This window comes from Variovorax sp. UC122_21, assembly GCF_044056785.1.
Taxonomy (GTDB): Bacteria; Pseudomonadota; Gammaproteobacteria; order Burkholderiales; family Burkholderiaceae_C; genus Variovorax.
This window is the reverse complement of sequence record NZ_CP172004.1, coordinates 61,345-76,860: the sequence shown is the minus strand read 5'-3', so window position 1 is coordinate 76,860 and position 15,516 is coordinate 61,345. Positions and strand designations below refer to the sequence as shown.

14 protein-coding genes and 3 pseudogenes are annotated in these 15,516 nt (G+C 67.5%); 13 read left to right on the top strand and 4 right to left on the bottom strand.

Annotation, left to right across the window (positions count from 1 at the left end; all coding sequences use genetic code 11):
- The first annotated feature begins 39 nt into the window (after positions 1 to 39).
- The 4 genes from purB (at position 40) to ACHMXE_RS12550 (ending at position 5,653) form a co-directional block, all read left to right on the top strand.
- Positions 40 to 1,419, top strand: a complete 1,380-nt coding sequence (gene purB, locus ACHMXE_RS12565; RefSeq protein ID WP_057593677.1) for an adenylosuccinate lyase — start codon at positions 40 to 42, stop codon at positions 1,417 to 1,419.
- A 203-nt stretch (positions 1,420 to 1,622) separates the two neighbouring features.
- The gene (locus ACHMXE_RS12560) at positions 1,623 to 2,756 is read left to right on the top strand and encodes a PepSY-associated TM helix domain-containing protein (RefSeq protein WP_395349639.1); all 1,134 of its coding nucleotides are present in this window, start codon (positions 1,623 to 1,625) and stop codon (positions 2,754 to 2,756) included.
- A 136-nt stretch (positions 2,757 to 2,892) separates the two neighbouring features.
- The gene (locus tag ACHMXE_RS12555; protein WP_395353058.1) at positions 2,893 to 5,028 is read left to right on the top strand and encodes a TonB-dependent receptor family protein; all 2,136 of its coding nucleotides are present in this window, start codon (positions 2,893 to 2,895) and stop codon (positions 5,026 to 5,028) included.
- A 64-nt stretch (positions 5,029 to 5,092) separates the two neighbouring features.
- Complete coding sequence (locus tag ACHMXE_RS12550; RefSeq protein ID WP_208513038.1) at positions 5,093 to 5,653, top strand: YaeQ family protein; 561 nt, start codon at positions 5,093 to 5,095, stop codon at positions 5,651 to 5,653.
- Between the two features lie 9 nt (positions 5,654 to 5,662).
- On the opposite strand, the gene ACHMXE_RS12545 is transcribed toward ACHMXE_RS12550, so the two are convergent.
- On the bottom strand, positions 5,663 to 5,965 hold the full coding sequence (locus tag ACHMXE_RS12545) for a DUF2007 domain-containing protein (RefSeq protein ID WP_395349638.1): 303 nt from the start codon (positions 5,963 to 5,965) through the stop codon (positions 5,663 to 5,665).
- A gap of 12 nt (positions 5,966 to 5,977) precedes the next feature.
- Positions 5,978 to 6,451 (bottom strand): DUF3717 domain-containing protein, encoded by a 474-nt coding sequence (locus ACHMXE_RS12540; protein WP_395349637.1) that lies wholly within the window; start codon positions 6,449 to 6,451, stop codon positions 5,978 to 5,980.
- Positions 6,452 to 6,947: 496 nt separating this feature from the next.
- On the opposite strand from ACHMXE_RS12540, the pseudogene ACHMXE_RS12535 reads away from it, so the two are divergent.
- From ACHMXE_RS12535 to ACHMXE_RS12525, 3 genes and pseudogenes are all read left to right on the top strand, one after another.
- Positions 6,948 to 7,693, top strand: a pseudogene (locus ACHMXE_RS12535) (TerC family protein).
- A 72-nt stretch (positions 7,694 to 7,765) separates the two neighbouring features.
- Complete coding sequence (locus ACHMXE_RS12530; RefSeq protein ID WP_203203374.1) at positions 7,766 to 8,230, top strand: hypothetical protein; 465 nt, start codon at positions 7,766 to 7,768, stop codon at positions 8,228 to 8,230.
- Between the two features lie 153 nt (positions 8,231 to 8,383).
- On the top strand, positions 8,384 to 8,737 hold the full coding sequence (locus ACHMXE_RS12525; protein ID WP_203203375.1) for a phage holin family protein: 354 nt from the start codon (positions 8,384 to 8,386) through the stop codon (positions 8,735 to 8,737).
- Positions 8,738 to 8,753: 16 nt separating this feature from the next.
- On the opposite strand, the gene ACHMXE_RS12520 is transcribed toward ACHMXE_RS12525, so the two are convergent.
- Entirely contained in the window at positions 8,754 to 10,244 is a 1,491-nt protein-coding gene (locus tag ACHMXE_RS12520) for a M48 family metalloprotease (protein WP_395349636.1), read from the bottom strand.
- A gap of 151 nt (positions 10,245 to 10,395) precedes the next feature.
- Between ACHMXE_RS12520 and moaC the strand changes: the two genes are divergently transcribed.
- Complete coding sequence (gene moaC / locus ACHMXE_RS12515; RefSeq protein ID WP_395349635.1) at positions 10,396 to 10,890, top strand: cyclic pyranopterin monophosphate synthase MoaC; 495 nt, start codon at positions 10,396 to 10,398, stop codon at positions 10,888 to 10,890.
- Here the strand turns inward: moaC and ACHMXE_RS12510 are convergent.
- Positions 10,887 to 12,626 (bottom strand): PglL family O-oligosaccharyltransferase, encoded by a 1,740-nt coding sequence (locus tag ACHMXE_RS12510; RefSeq protein WP_395349633.1) that lies wholly within the window; start codon positions 12,624 to 12,626, stop codon positions 10,887 to 10,889. The genes moaC and ACHMXE_RS12510 overlap by 4 nt on opposite strands.
- Positions 12,627 to 12,816: 190 nt before the next feature.
- Between ACHMXE_RS12510 and ACHMXE_RS12505 the strand changes: the two genes are divergently transcribed.
- From ACHMXE_RS12505 to ACHMXE_RS12485, 5 genes and pseudogenes are all read left to right on the top strand, one after another.
- Positions 12,817 to 13,281: a type IV pilin protein gene (locus tag ACHMXE_RS12505; protein WP_395349632.1), complete on the top strand. Its 465-nt coding sequence runs from the start codon at positions 12,817 to 12,819 to the stop codon at positions 13,279 to 13,281.
- A pseudogene (locus ACHMXE_RS12500) lies at positions 13,239 to 13,838 on the top strand (Tfp pilus assembly protein FimT/FimU); the annotation flags it as partial. The gene ACHMXE_RS12505 and the pseudogene ACHMXE_RS12500, both read left to right, overlap by 43 nt.
- Positions 13,792 to 14,049 (top strand): annotated as a pseudogene (locus ACHMXE_RS12495) (prepilin-type N-terminal cleavage/methylation domain-containing protein); the annotation flags it as partial. The pseudogenes ACHMXE_RS12500 and ACHMXE_RS12495, both read left to right, overlap by 47 nt.
- Before the next feature lie 21 nt (positions 14,050 to 14,070).
- Positions 14,071 to 14,307, top strand: a complete 237-nt coding sequence (locus ACHMXE_RS12490; protein ID WP_395353104.1) for a hypothetical protein — start codon at positions 14,071 to 14,073, stop codon at positions 14,305 to 14,307.
- Entirely contained in the window at positions 14,304 to 15,497 is a 1,194-nt protein-coding gene (locus tag ACHMXE_RS12485; protein WP_395349631.1) for a PilW family protein, read from the top strand. The genes ACHMXE_RS12490 and ACHMXE_RS12485 overlap by 4 nt, the downstream gene beginning before the upstream one ends.
- Positions 15,498 to 15,516: the final 19 nt, after the last annotated feature.

The window sequence follows — 15,516 nt, the reverse complement described above, 5'->3', positions numbered from 1 at the left end:
ACCGGGTTCCTCCCCGGGCGGCCCGCCTAAAATTCGGGCATGAGCTTCTCCACCGTCTCCGCCCTTTCCCCCCTGGACGGCCGTTACGCGGCCAAACTCGCGGCCCTGCGTCCCCTGATGAGCGAGCAGGGCTACATGCACCGGCGCGTGCAGGTCGAAGTGGCGTGGTTCATCGCGCTGTCGGACTGCGGCTTCGCCGAATTCAAGCCGCTGACCGGCGGCGCCCGCAAGTACCTGATGGGCCTGGTGTCGCACTTCTCCGAGGCCGACGCGCTGGCCATCAAGGAGATCGAGAAGACCACCAACCACGACGTGAAGGCGGTCGAATACTGGATCAAGTCCAAGTTCGAGGCCCGCCCCGAGCTGCTGGCCGCGGCCGAGTTCGTGCACTTCGCCTGCACCAGCGAGGACATCAACAACACCAGCCACGCGCTGCAGATCCAGGCCTCGCGCGACACCGTGCTGCTGCCCGCGATCGACGGCCTGATCGCCAAGCTGCGCGAGATGGCGCACCAGTTCGCCGACGTGTCGATGCTCTCGCGCACCCACGGCCAGACCGCCAGCCCGACCACGGTCGGCAAGGAGATCGCCAACGTGGCGGTGCGGCTGTCGAAGGCGCGCGCGCAGATCGCCTCGGTGCAGCTGCTGGGCAAGATGAACGGCGCGGTCGGCAACTACAACGCCCACCTGGCGGCCTGGCCCGACTTCGACTGGGAAGCCTTCAGCCGCAAGGTCGTCGAGACCCCGGCGCCGCTGGGCCTGGGCCTGAGCTTCCAGCCCTACAGCATCCAGATCGAGCCCCACGACTACATGGCCGAGCTGTTCGATGCCGTGGCGCGCGCCAACACCATCCTGGTCGACTTCTCGCGCGACGTCTGGGGCTACGTGAGCCTGGGCTACTTCAAGCAGCGGCTCAAGAAGGGCGAGATCGGCTCCTCGACCATGCCGCACAAGGTCAACCCGATCGACTTCGAGAACGCCGAGGGCAACCTGGGCCTGGCCAATGCGCTGCTGCGCCACCTGAGCGAGAAGCTGCCGATCAGCCGCTGGCAGCGCGACCTGACCGACAGCACGGTGCTGCGCAACATCGGCGTGGCCTTCGGCTACGCGACCCTGGCCTATGCCAGCCTGGCAACCGGCCTGGGCAAGCTCGAGCTCAACCGCGACGCGCTCGCGGCCGACCTCGACGCCTCGTGGGAAGTGCTGGCCGAGCCGATCCAGACCGTGATGCGCCGCTTCGGCGTGCAGGGCGCCTACGAGCAGCTCAAGGAAGTGACGCGCGGCCAGACCGTGACCGCCGAGGCGCTGCATGGCCTGATCCGCTCGCTCGCGATTCCGGAAGAGGAAAAAGCCCGCCTGCTGGCCATGACGCCGGCCAGCTACGTGGGCAAGGCGGCCGAACTCGCCGGTAGAATCTGACGCCCTGTGCATCGATGCACCAACCGCTTTTTCCAGGCGGTTGGTTTGCTCGCTGAGGCGGCCTGAGGCCCCTCAAGGACGGGCGATCCGTTTCGATCGCCCTTTCCGGTTTCCTTCCAATTTCCCAGCCAACGCACGCCGCCCGCCGGCCGTGCGCCAGCCAGCAACACTTCCGTGCGGACGCCTCGGCGTCCCCGCCGTCCATGCTGCGCGCTTCCCTGCGACGTCTCTGGCTCGAGATCCACCGCTGGGTCGGCCTCACGCTCGGCCCGATCCTCGCCGTCACCGCCCTGCTCGGCGCGGTACTGGTCGTGGGCCAGCCCCTCGACCGCCAGGCCCACCCTGAACTCTTCGTCGCGCGCACGGCCGGCGACGCCACCGCGGCGCGGCTGCCGCTGGAAGCGCTGCGCCAGCGGTTGCTGGCCGAGTTCGGCCCCGACACCAACCTGACCCTGCGCCCGCCGCGCCAGCCCGGCGACAGCTACTGGGTGCTGGTGCGCGGCAGCTGGGACGGCACGGTCTACCTCGATCCCTTCACCGGCGCCGAACAGGGCCGGCGCGGCACCCAGGAAGGTGCCTACAGCCTGATCTACAAGATCCACAACAGCCTGCTGCTCGACAAGACCGGCAAGGGCATCCTGGCCTTCGTGGCGCTGGCCTACCTGGTGCTGCTGGTGACGGGCCTGGTACTGTGGTGGCCGACGCGCTGGCCACCGTCGCTGCGCATCGTGCTGAACCGCGGCCTGCTGCGCGGGCTGTTCGACCTGCACCGCACGGGCGGCGCGGTGCTCGGCCTGCTGATCGCGGTGTCGGTCGCCACCGGCGCCTACATGGCCTGGCGGCCGCTGGGCGACTTCATCTCCGCCGCCATGGGGCAGCAGCCGGTCAAGGCGCCGACGATCGCCAAGGGCGCGGCCCAGGGCCCGCGCCTGCCGCTCGACGAAATCGTGGCGCGCGCGCAGCAGGTGCATCCGGGCCAGCCGATCGGCTACGTGGTGGTGCCGGGCAAGGCCGACCGGCCCGTGCGCGTTCGCTTCAGGCTGCCCGACGACCCGCATCCCAACGGCATCAGCTCGGCCTGGCTCCACCCGGTCACCGGCGAGGTGCTGGCGGCGCGCAAGTGGCAGGAGCTCGATGCCGGCAACGGCTGGGTCGCGGTGATCTTCCCGCTGCACACCGGCGAGCTCGGCGGCGTGGTCCACGAGATCGTGACCGCGCTGCTGGGCCTGGCGCTCGGCGGCCTCGGTTTCAGCGGCATCTGGCTCTGGTGGCGGCGCCGCCGCACGGCCGCCGAGGCGGCCCGGCGCAGCGCCGCGCTCGCGCGGCCCTCGTCCTGAACCCACGCCCAGCGATTCGACGACGGCGCGACGACGCCGGCCTGCCCGAACGACGCGCCCCACGCCCGCCCGTTCCTTCTTCCATTTCGAAAACCGAGGAGTTCCCGTGTCTGCATTCAAACGCACCGCCATCGCGATGGCCCTGCTTCCCCTGAGCCTGCCCGGCTTCGCCGCCGAGGGCGATGCGCCCGCGGGCGCCGACGGCAAGGCGCTCGAGGCCATCACCGTCACCGGTGACTGGCTCGGCAGCCCGACCGAGAAGAAGGTCGTCGAGCATCCGGGCGCGCGGACCATCGTCGAGCAGCGCCAGATCCGCGAGAGCGGCTCGTCGAGCGTGCGCGACGTGCTGCGCCAGATCCCGGGCGTGCAGGTGCAGGAGAGCAACGGCACCGGCGGCAGCGACATCTCGCTGAACGTCGGCGTGCGCGGCCTGACCTCGCGCCTGTCGCCGCGCTCCACCATCCTGATGGACGGCGTGCCATTGGCCTACGCGCCCTACGGCCAGCCGCAGCTGTCGCTGGCACCGCTGTCGCTGGGCAACATCGAGACCGTGGACGTGGTGCGCGGCGCCGGCTCGGTGCGCTTCGGACCGCAGAACGTGGGCGGCATCATCAACTTCGTGACGCGCTCGATCCCCGAGACCTTCGCCGCCGAGGCCAGCATCGGCGTGGAGAGCGCGGGCCATGGAGGCGGCACCAAGTCGACGCCCAGCGTGTTCGTCGGCGGCACCAACGACAAGGGCCTGGGCCTGGCGCTGCTGTACTCGGGCACGCACGGCGAGGGCTTCCGCCAGAGCAACGACAAGACCAACATCGACGACGTGATGCTCAAGGGCAGCTACCGTTTCTCGAAGACCGACGACATCGCGGTGGCGCTGCACCACTTCGAAGGCCAGGGCCGCATGCCCGGCGGCCTGACGACGGCGCAGTACGCGCTGAACCCGTTCCAGTCGGACCGTCCCTTCGACGACTTCACCGGACGGCGCACCGACGGCTCGCTGCGCTACACGCACAACGACGGCATCAACAAGTTCGAGCTGCTGACCTACTACACCGACTCGTTCCGCGGCAGCCACCTCGAGCAGGAAGGCACGGGCACCAGCGCCAACCAGCGCCGCCTGACGGCCGCGCCGCGCGAGTACCACACCTTCGCGATCGAGCCGCGCTACTCGCGCCTGATCGACTCGGGCAGCGTGGTGCAGGAAGTCAGCGTGGGCTACCGCTACCTCAAGGAGTCCAGCTCGGAAGTGGCCACGCGCAGCAGCTACTACCGCCCGCGCCCGGGCTTCGACGCCACCACGCTGGCGCAGCCGGCCTACCAGACCAGCGCCGGCGGCACCACCGCCAACGCCTTCTACATCGACGACCGCATCGACTTCGGCAACTGGACCGTGACGCCCGGCGTGCGCTACGAGGCGATCCGCTCGCACAACGACGTGGTGGGGCTCACCAACGGCCGCATCACCAGCGTGATCGCGCCGAAGATCGACTCCAACGAATGGCTGCCGACCGTGTCGGTGATGTACCGCATGAACGAGCGCTGGTCGCTGTTCGCGAACGCCGGCGTGTCCTTCGGCCCGCAGCAGTACGCGCAGCTCGCGCAGTCCACCGACGGCCTGCATCCCGAGAAGGCGAAGACCTATGAGATCGGCACGCACTACAAGGGCGAGGCCTGGAGCTCGGAGCTCACGCTGTTCAACATCAACTTCGACAAGGAGCTGCAGCTCGCGCGCTCGATCACGGGCGACGTCGGCCAGTGGACCGACCTGGGCGCCACGCGCCACCGCGGCCTGGAATCGGCGCTGCGCTACGAACTCGGCGATCTGAGCCCGGCCCTCAAGGGGCTGTCGGTGTCGGCGACCTACACCTACACGCAGGCGATCCAGAAGGCCGGCGCCTTCGCGGGCCGCGACCTGCCGTTCTACTCGCGCCAGGTGGCGACGCTGGGCGCGCGCTACGAGCGCGGCCCGTGGACCTTCAACGCCGACGTCTACGCGCAGTCGAAGCAGCGCTCGCCGGGCTCGCCCGACACCAATGCGCGCTACGTCACGCTCGAGGACAGCACCGGCCGCCTGGGCAACATCCCCGGCTACGCGGTGATGAACGTGCGCGCCGGCTACGACTTCGGCCCGACGATGCGCAACCTCAAGCTGGCCGTGGGCGTGAAGAACCTGTTCGACCGCCGCTACTTCAACCGCTCGGTCGACAACAACGGCGGCAAGTACGTGGGCCAGCCGCGCACCGTGTACCTGCAGGCCTCGGTCGCCTATTGATCGGGCTGCGGGCATCTCCCGGGCCGGCGCCGGCCCGGGAGCGCGCGCATACACTCGCGCACCCATGGCGCTCAAATCCACCATCTTCAAGGCCAACCTCGCGGTGGCCGACATCGACCACGGCTACTACGCCGACCATGCGCTCACGCTGGCGCGCCATCCGAGCGAGACCGACGAGCGGATGATGATCCGGCTGGTCGCGCTGGCGCTCAACGCGCACCAGCTGCAGGACATCTGCAACGGCGACGGCACGCTGGCCTTCGGCGCCGGCCTGTCGAACGTGGACGAGCCCGATGTCTGGCTGCGCGACTTCACGGGCCAGACCCGGCTGTGGATCGAGGTCGGCCAGCCCGAGGACAAGCCCGTCATCAAGGCCTGCGGCAAGGCCGACCAGGTGATCGTCTACTGCTTCAACCACGCGGCCGAGATCTGGTGGCGCGGCATCGAGAACAAGCTCTCGCGGCCGCAGAACCTCAGCGTCTACCGCGTGCCCACGGCCGCCTCGCAGGCGCTCGCGGCGCTGGCGCAGCGCTCGATGCAGTTGCAGGCGACGATCCAGGAGAACACGCTGACGCTCGGCGACGGCGCGAACAGCGTCGACATCGAGCTGCTGCGCTGGAAGTAGCCTGGAATCTCAGAGCGGCATCATCTTGCCGCACTGCCAGCACTGCTCGAAACCGCCCTCGATCCGCTCGCCGCAGACGCACTGCCAGCTGCGCTGCGGCCGATGCTGCAGCGCATGCAGCAGCCGCTGCGCGAGCTCGAACTGGCTTTCGTCGTCGATCCAGATCTCGGGCAGGCACTGGTCGGGCGGCAGCTGACCGGCCGCCGCGCCCAGGTACTCGCGCTGCACCGTGGCGGCCACGCCATCCTCGCGCAGCGCATGCACCCACAGCGTCGCGATGGCGAGGTTGGGGGCTTGCGCGAGGCGACGCATCGGGCCGGCCGTTCAGCTCGCGTCTTCGGGCCCGGTGGGCACGGCGGGATCGTCCGGCTCGTCGGGCCACTTCGGCGGCTCGGCCTCGCGCGCGCGCTCGGCATAGCGGTTGAAGCGCCAAGCCGAATCCTCCATGGTGATGCGGCGCCAGGTGACGCGCTTCTCGGCCGGCGTCATCGCGGGCCAGTGCTGCACCTCGTCGAAGCTGCGCCCGCAGCCCTTGCACTCGTCGTCGCCCTGGCTGGTGGAGCAGATCGCGATGCAGGGGGTGTCGGGCGTGCTCTGGTACCAGTCCAGCCAGGCGGCCCAGGCCTCGGCCGGGAAGCCGACCTCGTCGACCTCGTCCTCGTGGTGGTAGACCATGAGCGCATAGACCTCGGCCAGCGCGCGCAGCTCGGGCGCGAGCGTGATGCCATCGGGCGAGGGGCTCTTCTCGCGCCAGTGATTGATGGCGGCCTCGATGTCGGTGATGTGGATGGCGGCCATGAACGCAGAAAGATCGGCAGGGCGGGCGATCATAGTCCGCCAATGTCCCGAGACCGCCGAAGGTTATCCTTGCTACCAAACTTGTAGCAATAGACCTTGCTGCGATGCAGGTTTTGAACGCCTTCCTTTTGAAGGCTTGAAACTTTCGGTTGCCAGCGCGCGAGCGCCGATGCTCTAATCGCGCCCACGAAGGGGAGTAGCTCCCGGCCGTCGCGACAGCGACGGACATCGCCAGGTCGTCAATACGAAGCACAACACTTCCGGCCTGTCGGGCATCGCGCATGTCGCCCAGCGGCCATGCGCATGCCGAGCCAGACCTTCGATTTGAACCTGTGCAGGTTTGGTCGAAGCGTCGTTGGATCCCCCGGTGTCACCCGGTTTCATTTCCTCGCTTCGATCAGCCCGCCCGGGATGAATCGAAACGCATCGCACGTGCCATGCCCGCGGCCACCACGCCATGGTGGGGCGGGACGGTCACGAAGACACAGAGGAAACTATGGAACAGTTCATGACCCCGGAATTCTGGGTCGCAGTCGGTCAGATCATCATGATCGACATCCTTCTTGGCGGCGACAACGCCGTCGTGATCGCGCTGGCCTGCCGCAAGCTGCCGCCGGCCCAGCGCACGCAGGGCATCCTGTGGGGCACCGCCGGCGCCATCCTGCTGCGCGTGATCCTGATCTTCTTCGCGCTGACCCTGCTGGCGATTCCGTTCCTGAAGCTCGTGGGCGCGATCCTGCTGCTGTGGATCGGCGTCAAGCTGCTGGCGCCCGAGCATGACGACGCGCACGGCAACATCGCCGGCAGCGACAGGCTCTGGGTGCCGTCAAGACCGTGATCATTGCCGACCTCGTGATGAGCGTCGACAACGTGATCGCCATCGCGGGTGCCGCTCAAGGCGCCGGCGAAGGCCACCAGATGCCGCTCGTGATCTTCGGCCTGCTCGTGAGCATCCCGATCATCGTCTGGGGCAGCCAGCTCGTGATCAAGCTGATGGACCGCTTCCCGATGATCATCACGCTCGGCGGCATGCTGCTGGGCTGGATCGCCGGCACCATGGCCGTGTCCGACCCCGCCGTGGTCAACCCCGCCGCCTGGACCTGGGTGCCGAAGCTGCCGCAGACCGATGTCGTGAAGTACGCCTCCGGCATCATCGGCGCGCTGCTCGTGCTGGCCATCGGCAAGTGGGTGGCCGCGCGCCAGGCTCGCGCCAAGTCCTCGACGCCGGCCACCGCGAGCTGAGCCCGGCCCCACGAAAGTCCCCTATCCATTTCGACCCGTCTCTGCCACTCTAACTACCTGAAGGAGCACCCTATGGAAAAGATCATTCTTTACGTCGACGACGCCGTCTACGCCTGCGAACAGTTCGCCGAACTGGCGCCGGACGCCGATACGGTGGTGGCGCGTCATTGGGTGCTCGTGGCCTGCGCGCCGCGCATGACGCATCGCATCAGCAAGTGGGTGAGCCACAGCGCGCGCGAAAACTGGCGCGCGAAGTGGTTCAGCAAGCTGCAGGCGCAGCTGCTGCCGCTGCTGGAGCGCAACGGTGGGCAGGTCACGGCCGTGCTGGCCAAGGGTCCGCTGACCGAGCTCACCCAGCAGCTCAAGCGCGAGCACATGGCATCGCACGTGGTCGACGCCCGCCGTCCGAAGGTCGGCGTGGACCTCGAGCCGGTCACGCCCGAGCAGAAGCCGGCCGGCCAGCAAGGCTGGGCCTTTCCCGGTGCCGTGATGGGCATGGGCGCGCTGCTGGTGCTGGCCAACGAACTGGCGGAGTAAGAGGGTCGCGGCCTCGGTGCCGCGCCATCCCGCTCAGGCGACGGCTCCTTCGGGAGCCGTTTTTTTTTGGGGCCTTGCCAACGCCCCGTCCCACGCGGGTTCGCGGGCATGTCCGGCTCGCCGCCGCCCCGGCGCTGCGGTATCCTGGACCGCATGCGCATCCTTCTCAAATGGCTGCTCAGCGCGGTGGCGCTGCTCGCGGTGGCCTACCTCTACAGCGGCGTCCAGATCAGCAGTTTCGGCGCGGCACTGATCGCGGCCGTGGTCATCGGCCTGCTCAACATGATCGTGCGCCCGGTGCTGGTGGTGCTCACGCTGCCGGTCACCATCGTCACGCTCGGGCTGTTCCTGTTCGTGATCAACGCGCTGATGTTCTGGGCCGCCTCCGGCCTGCTGGCGGGCTTCCACGTCAACGGCTTCCTCGCCGCGCTCGTGGGTTCGCTGCTCTATTCGGTGCTCGGCCTGCTGATCGAGAGCGCGCTCGGCGGGCTGCTGACGCGCCGCTGAACCGCCCACCCGCCGGCTAACGCAGCGCCGGCTCCTCGGCCTGCCGCTTCACCAATACTTCGATCTCGCGCGCGCGGGTATCGATGATCGACGCCTCGAAGTGATCGATCGGCACCGATCCCGGGCGGCCGCTCTGGCTCTGGCGGATCAGTTCCTGCGCCGCCTTGAAGCGGTCGCGCGCTGCCGGATAGTCGAGGATCGCCACGTTCGACTCGGCGTCCGCGCGCACCGCGTGCAGCGTGTCGTTCTGCGCGCCGTAGAGATTGGCCAGCGTGCGCCAGGCCGTGGCATCGCGCGGATTCGCCGCCACCCAGTCGCGCAGCACCGGGATCATCGGCGCCGGTTGGCGGCTCGCCACCGCGACGTCGGCGGCCAGCAGCATCTCGGGCCGCGACTTGGCCTTGCCGTCGAGCAGCGAGGCCGCCTTGGCCACGCCCGCGCCGCCGGCCGCCAGTTCGATCTCGGCCTGCAGCCAGCGCGCCTGGCGCGCGGCCGGGGCATCGTCGGCCGTGCGCTCGACCAGCCGCTGCGCCAGCGCGCGCGCCGCCTTGTGGTCGCGCAGTTGCTTGGCCGACAGTGCCGCCGCGTAGAGCGTGCCCGCCTGCTGGGCGGGCGTGCTCCTGGCGAACTCGCCGGTGGAGGCCGCGTCGACCCATTGCCGCAGCACGTCGACGCCGGGGCGCGTCAGCACGCGCGCGCGCGAAGAGACCATCGCGTGGTCCATCAGCAGCACCGGCGGCGGCACCGTGTCCATGCGGAACTGGAAGCGGCCCTGCATGTCGGAGATGCGCTCGGTCGTCAGCGGATGGCTGCGCAGGTAGGGGAAGGAGCCGTTGTCGTTGAGCCGCGAGGCGTACTGCAGCTTCTCGAACATCGTGGCCGCGCCCTGCGGCGCGAAGCCGGCCTGCGTCATCACGCCGAAGCCCACGCGGTCGGCCTCGCGCTCCATGTCGCGCGAGAAGTTCAGCTGGTTCTGCATGAACGCCGCCTGGCTGCCCATGACCATCGCCTGGCCTGCATCGCCGCCGCCGCGGCTCTTGCCCGCCGCGATCATGCCGAGGATCAGGCCCGCGAGCATCAGCGGGAACTGCTTGCTCTGCTTGTCCATCATGCGGGCGATGTGGCGCTGCGTGACGTGCGACAGCTCGTGCCCGAGCACGGTCGCCAGCTCGTCGCGGCTGCCCACCGCCGCCACCAGCCCGAGGTTGAGCCCGAGGTAGCCGCCCGGCAGCGCGAAGGCGTTGATGTTGCGGTCGCGCCCCAGCATCACCACCCAGGCATAGCGCTCGTCGAGCTCGGGCGTGAGCTCGCCGCGCACCCGCGCCGCCGCCAGCAGGCGCTGCCAGATCTCCTGCACGTAGTCGGCGATCACCGGGTCGTCGGTGTAGTCGGTGTCGCGGTAGAGCTCGCGCGCGATCTGGTCGCCCAGATGGCGCTCGGCAGTCGCCGTCATCTCGCCGCCGTCGCCGAGCCCCGGCAGCAGCTGCGCGCGCGCCAGCGGCGGCATCAGCACCTGCGATGCTATTAAAACGCTAGCGCAAATCGTCCGCAGAGTGGGGGACGAAAGGTCGTTTCTTGCGAGGGGGCGGGGTCCAGCGTGGCATGGCTTGTCCAGAACTCGGGCTCGTATGATGCACCTCCCTCTTGAACGTTCACCCATGAGCTCACTCACCCATTTCGACGCCCAGGGCCAGGCCCACATGGTCGACGTCGCCGCCAAGCCCGCCACCCACCGCGTGGCCGTGGCCACCGGCCGCATCGAGATGCGGCCCGAGACCCTGGCGCTGATCGCTTCGGGCAGCGCGAAGAAGGGCGACGTGCTCGGCATCGCGCGCATCGCCGGCATCCAGGCCGCCAAGAAGACCAGCGACCTGATCCCGCTGTGCCATCCGCTGGCCATCACCCGGGTGGCGGTCGACCTGGCGCTGTCGGACGCCGGCGACGCGACGCCGCATGTGCAATGCACCGCCACGGTCGAGACCGTCGGGCCGACCGGCGTCGAGATGGAGGCGCTGACCGCCGTGCAGATCGCGCTCCTGACCGTGTACGACATGTGCAAGGCGGTGGACCGGGGGATGACGGTCACCGGGGTGCATGTGGTGGAGAAGCATGGCGGTAAGTCGGGGAGCTGGACCGCCGCGCCCGCGGCCTAAGGAGCCGGCAGCGTCTCGACGGGGTTCTGCTGGAGCCAGCGCGCGTAGTCGCGCGGGAAGGCCACCCTGAAGCGCTCGGCGATCAGCCGTGCCTCCTCGTCATGGCCCGAGAGCTCGGCGCTCTCGATCAGCTTCACGATCACGCGCGGCTCCGGCGAGAAATGCAGCGTCCGCTCGGCGAGCGCATGCATCCGCGCCGCGTTCTCGTGCGTGACCGGCGTCAGCGTCAGTTCGGCGAAATCGACCTGGCGCGCGAACAGCCAGGAATCGCGGACCTTGGCGAGCGTGTCGTCCTGCCAGGGCGGCAGGCGTTCGTCGCGCGGCAGGTAGATCTGGCTGATGCGGGTGTAGTCCCAGGCGGCGTAGACGACGAACGAGAGCAGGGCGATGCTTGCCAGAGCCGAAAGCTTTCGGCCGTCGGGAAGCCATGCCTTTTTCACTGACGGCGACGCTCGATCGCTGCTGGCGCGCGCGGGCCACAGCATGCCCAGGCACAGGCCGAAGACCAACTGGAAGGGGCCGTACCACAACGGGTACTCGAGCAGGCTGTGCACGAGGATGACGGCCAGCAGGCCCCAGGCCATGAGCCGGTTCGGGTCGCGCTCGCGCCAGGGGCGGGCGGTAATCACCAGCCAGAGGAAGCCGCCGCAGATCAGCACGGCGGCGGGGATGCCGAGTTCGACTGCGAGATGCAGGGGGAGGTTGTGGGCATTGTCCAGGAGCACCGGGAAACGCGGGCCCGGGTAGACGGCCATGAAATGGGCGTAGCTGAGTTCGCCCCAGCCCCAACCCGTGAGCGGGCGCTCGGCGATGAGGGAGAGGACGTTGTGCCAGAGGGTGAGGCGGCTTTCGTTGCCGAGGGCGGCGGGTTGGAGGCGATGGACCAGGGCGCCGGCGGAGGCGATGGCCTTGCTGGGGGTGCCGATGGCTGCGAGCTGGGGTAGCAGCCAGTTCAGGGCGAAGTAGAGCGGGAGGATGGCCAGCAATGCCAAGGGTGGCGGCAGGCGGCGAACCGCGATTGGATCGGAAGCAATGCGGCGCTCCTTCCAGGCCACGACGCCCGCGGCGACCGAGATCAGCACCACTTGGAGCAAGCCGGTGCGGGAGCCTGATGCGGCGGTGGCGGCAATGAGCAGCACGACAGCAGCGACGAGGCTGCTCCGTATGCGACCGGAGTCTCCCATTGCGTACAGCCACAAGGCGGCGACCAAGGCCAAGCTGATCGATGTGCCGAACTGGTTGCGCTGGCGCAGCAGTCCCCAGGCGCGGCCAGCGGTGGGAGAGGTGATCCAGGGCAACAGGTCTTCAGCCAGGTTGCCGTACTGGAGCAGCCCGACAAGTGCGTTGATGACGCCGGCCGCCAGGACGCCCCAGGCCAACGCCGCCGGGATAGACACGACCCGGTCCTCTTTGCCGGCTCCGGCGAGCGCCGACAACCCGATGCCCGCCAACGCCGCGCAGGCCATGAAGCGCAGGTCCGCGAAGCCTGAGAACGAAAGCGCAAGCGCCGCGACGCAACAAGCCAGCCAAGCGGCCAAGCGCCGATCGACGGCACCGCCACTCGCCAACAGCAACAGCACGGCCGCGCAGAGCCCGGAGGCGAGCAGCTGCCACGCGTTGGCCGAAGGGCCCGCCACGAGCGGGCAGAGAAATGGCCCGGCGATCAAGCACGAGCGAAATCGCCCGAGGTTTGGGGCAAGAAAAGGCGTTGAGCCCGAAGCGGCCGAAAAGGTCATTCGGAGGGATTGTTGCGCCGCTCGCGCAGGAGGTCCTGGACGATCTACCTCTCTGCACCGACAAGCGGCAAATTTTCCAGGACAGGCGGAACCTCCCTCCGCACACCAATGGAGACAATCTGTCACTCATTGTTTCCAATCGTCAGCTCATCGCCGAGATTGACTGTCCGTCTCTACGAAAGGTCCGGCCTTGCAATCCCTATCACTTCCCCGGCGCCACTTATGCGGCTTCACGCTCATCGAAGTGATGATCACCGTCGCGATCATCGGGATCCTCGCAGCCATCGCATTGCCAAGCTACCGCGACTACATCCTCCGCGGGCAGGTGGTCGACGCAACGAATGGGCTGGCGGCCATGCGCGCCAACATGGAGCGGCATTTCCAAGATAACCGCACCTACAAGACCTCGGGGGACTTCACCACCCCTTGTGCGGTGGATGAATCGAAGCGAAAGGTCGGCAACTTCACTTTGAGCTGCAAGGCAGGCACCCCAACGGACACGACGTACGTGTTGTTGGCGACGGGAAGCGGGCCGACCACCGACTTCGTCTACACGATCAATGAGGCCGGCGACCGGTCGACCACAGGCACCGGTTCTTCGGGTTGGGGCACATGTACGAGCGCCTGGGTCTTGAAGAAAGGCCAGTCGTGCTGAAAGCATTCCATGAGAGACCGTCGGTCGAACGTCTTTCGGGATTCACCCTGGTGGAACTCATGGTCACCATCACCCTTTTGGCCATCCTGATGATGCTCGCCGCTCCGTCGATGATGGACTGGGTACGCAATGGCAAGGTTCGTGCCGTCGCGGAGGCCTTGCAGAACGGCTTGCGCGAAGCACGGAGCGAATCCTTGCGGCGCAGCCGCCAGGTCGTCTTCGCCCTGACAGACAGCAAACCGACTTCCAGCAGTCCGACGTTTACTGCCAAAGCCGACGGCAACTATTGGACAGTCCGCTCCTTGCCATCGATGAGTTCGAGCAGCGAAGAAAGCAGTGTGTTCATCTCCTCGGGCATCCTGTCCGACATCGGCGCAGGCGTGAAGATCACCGGCCCCGCCGCGATCTGCTTCAACTCGGTTGGGCGCCTGATTGCCAACTCAAGCACAGCGCTGACCAGCTTAACCGGAAGCGCGACCTGCAGCGCGGATATCACATCTCCGCCTGCCTATGACATCACTCTCCCTGGGGCAGATCGCTCATTGCGTGTTCTTGTCAATCTGGGCGGCCAAGTGCGCCTGTGCGACCCGAAGAAGACGATGTCGGACTCCCACCCCGATGGATGCCCGCATGACTTCCGCTCTCCGCTCGCGACCGCAGAAAGGCATGGCCCTCCTCGAGGTTCTCGTGTCGATCCTCATTTTTTCCGTCGGAATCCTCGGCCTGATCGGGCTGCAGTCGCGCGCGATCCAACTCTCCGGAGACGCCGAAGACCGGAACCGAGCAGCCTTGCTTGCCAATGAATTGATCAGCGAGATGTGGCTGCGGCGCACGCCTTCTCTGCCGGCCGAGTTCAAAACAGCCTGGCGGGCAAAGGTGGCAGATATGGGACCCAACAAAGGAGGGCTGCCCAACGGCGATGGCAACTACCAAGTGACCGGCCGACAGGCCGATGTCACGATCACCTGGCAGTCGCCCGGCGCCGCCGCTCAAAGCAAGCTGACGACCCGGGTGGTGCTGCCATGAAGACGATGACCCGTCGGATCAACCCCAACAGCGGGGTGACGCTCGTCGAACTGCTGGTTGCCATCGTCATCGGCCTCGTGGTGACGCTCGCAGTCACCAGCGTGATCATCGTCGGCGAAGGCCAGAAACGCAGCACCACGGCCGTCAATGACGCCAATCAATCCGGCAGCTACGCCGCCTACGTGCTCGACCGTGCGCTGCGCAGCGCGGGCTCGGGCTTCACCCAAGCATGGGATCTGGGCATCTTCGGTTGTCGCCTGAACATCACGCGCGCAGGCACTGCGACCTTGCCGAGGACGACCGACTTCCCCGCGCCCTTCAATGGATTTCCGCAGCAAGTACGCGTTGCCCCGGTGCTCATCTATCGCCCCGCCTCGGGCTCCGACGTGTTGATGGTGATGAGTGGCAATTCTTCGGCGGGCGACATCGCGCGGCCGGTGCGATCTGCCGGAACTGGCACCGGCGCACTACGGCTCGACAACACCATTGGACTGCGGCAGGGCGATATCGGCCTCGTGAGCCGAAGCGGAACCGACGACTGCCTGCTCGAGCAAGTCCATGCAAGCCCCGACTTCGCGGACACCGCCGGCAACGACAACCTCCCTCTCGGGAGCACCTACTACGCCGCGAGTGGCACGGACACAAGTTTGAGCACGCTTGTTTCTGGTGGAAGCGCCTTCTTCACCCCGATCGGCAACTTCAAGGCATCCAATCTGCAATTGCAGATGTTCGGCATCAATGCCAACCGCACGCTGGTCAGCTATGACTTCATGCAAATGGCTGGCGGGGCCAGTGCAACCGAACTCGACGAGCGAGCGCAGCAGGGCATTGCGGATGGGGTGATCGAATTGCGCGCGCTTTACGCCATCGACAAGAACGAAGATGGGAACTTCAACGCCTCGGCAGGAGATTCATGGGAGGCCCCCGACGCGGACGGGTACGACATCACCACCATGATGAGTACTCCTGCAAAGGTGCGTCGCGTCATGGCAGTCCGAGTCGCAATGGTCGTCAGGAGCGCCAACTACGAGAAGGATGTCGTGGCACCAAGCAGCCTCGCCTTGTTCAGCGATCTGGGCACGGCTTTGCAAGAGAGCTATGCCATCTCCAGCGACGACCGCCACTTCCGGCATCGCGTGGTGGAGTTCACCGTTCCCCTTCGCAACATGCTCTTGTTGCCGACATCATGAAATCTCGCTCTTTCTCGCC

Coding starts and splice junctions, on each gene's coding strand:
- purB (WP_057593677.1), top strand. CDS start 40: ATGAGCTTCTCCACCGTCTCCGCCCTTTCCCCCCTGGACGGCCGTTAC.
- ACHMXE_RS12560 (WP_395349639.1), top strand. CDS start 1,623: ATGCTGCGCGCTTCCCTGCGACGTCTCTGGCTCGAGATCCACCGCTGG.
- ACHMXE_RS12555 (WP_395353058.1), top strand. CDS start 2,893: ATGGCCCTGCTTCCCCTGAGCCTGCCCGGCTTCGCCGCCGAGGGCGAT.
- ACHMXE_RS12550 (WP_208513038.1), top strand. CDS start 5,093: ATGGCGCTCAAATCCACCATCTTCAAGGCCAACCTCGCGGTGGCCGAC.
- ACHMXE_RS12545 (WP_395349638.1), bottom strand. CDS start 5,965: ATGCGTCGCCTCGCGCAAGCCCCCAACCTCGCCATCGCGACGCTGTGG.
- ACHMXE_RS12540 (WP_395349637.1), bottom strand. CDS start 6,451: ATGGCCGCCATCCACATCACCGACATCGAGGCCGCCATCAATCACTGG.
- ACHMXE_RS12530 (WP_203203374.1), top strand. CDS start 7,766: ATGGAAAAGATCATTCTTTACGTCGACGACGCCGTCTACGCCTGCGAA.
- ACHMXE_RS12525 (WP_203203375.1), top strand. CDS start 8,384: ATGCGCATCCTTCTCAAATGGCTGCTCAGCGCGGTGGCGCTGCTCGCG.
- ACHMXE_RS12520 (WP_395349636.1), bottom strand. CDS start 10,244: ATGCCGCCGCTGGCGCGCGCGCAGCTGCTGCCGGGGCTCGGCGACGGC.
- moaC (WP_395349635.1), top strand. CDS start 10,396: ATGAGCTCACTCACCCATTTCGACGCCCAGGGCCAGGCCCACATGGTC.
- ACHMXE_RS12510 (WP_395349633.1), bottom strand. CDS start 12,626: ATGACCTTTTCGGCCGCTTCGGGCTCAACGCCTTTTCTTGCCCCAAAC.
- ACHMXE_RS12485 (WP_395349631.1), top strand. CDS start 14,304: ATGAAGACGATGACCCGTCGGATCAACCCCAACAGCGGGGTGACGCTC.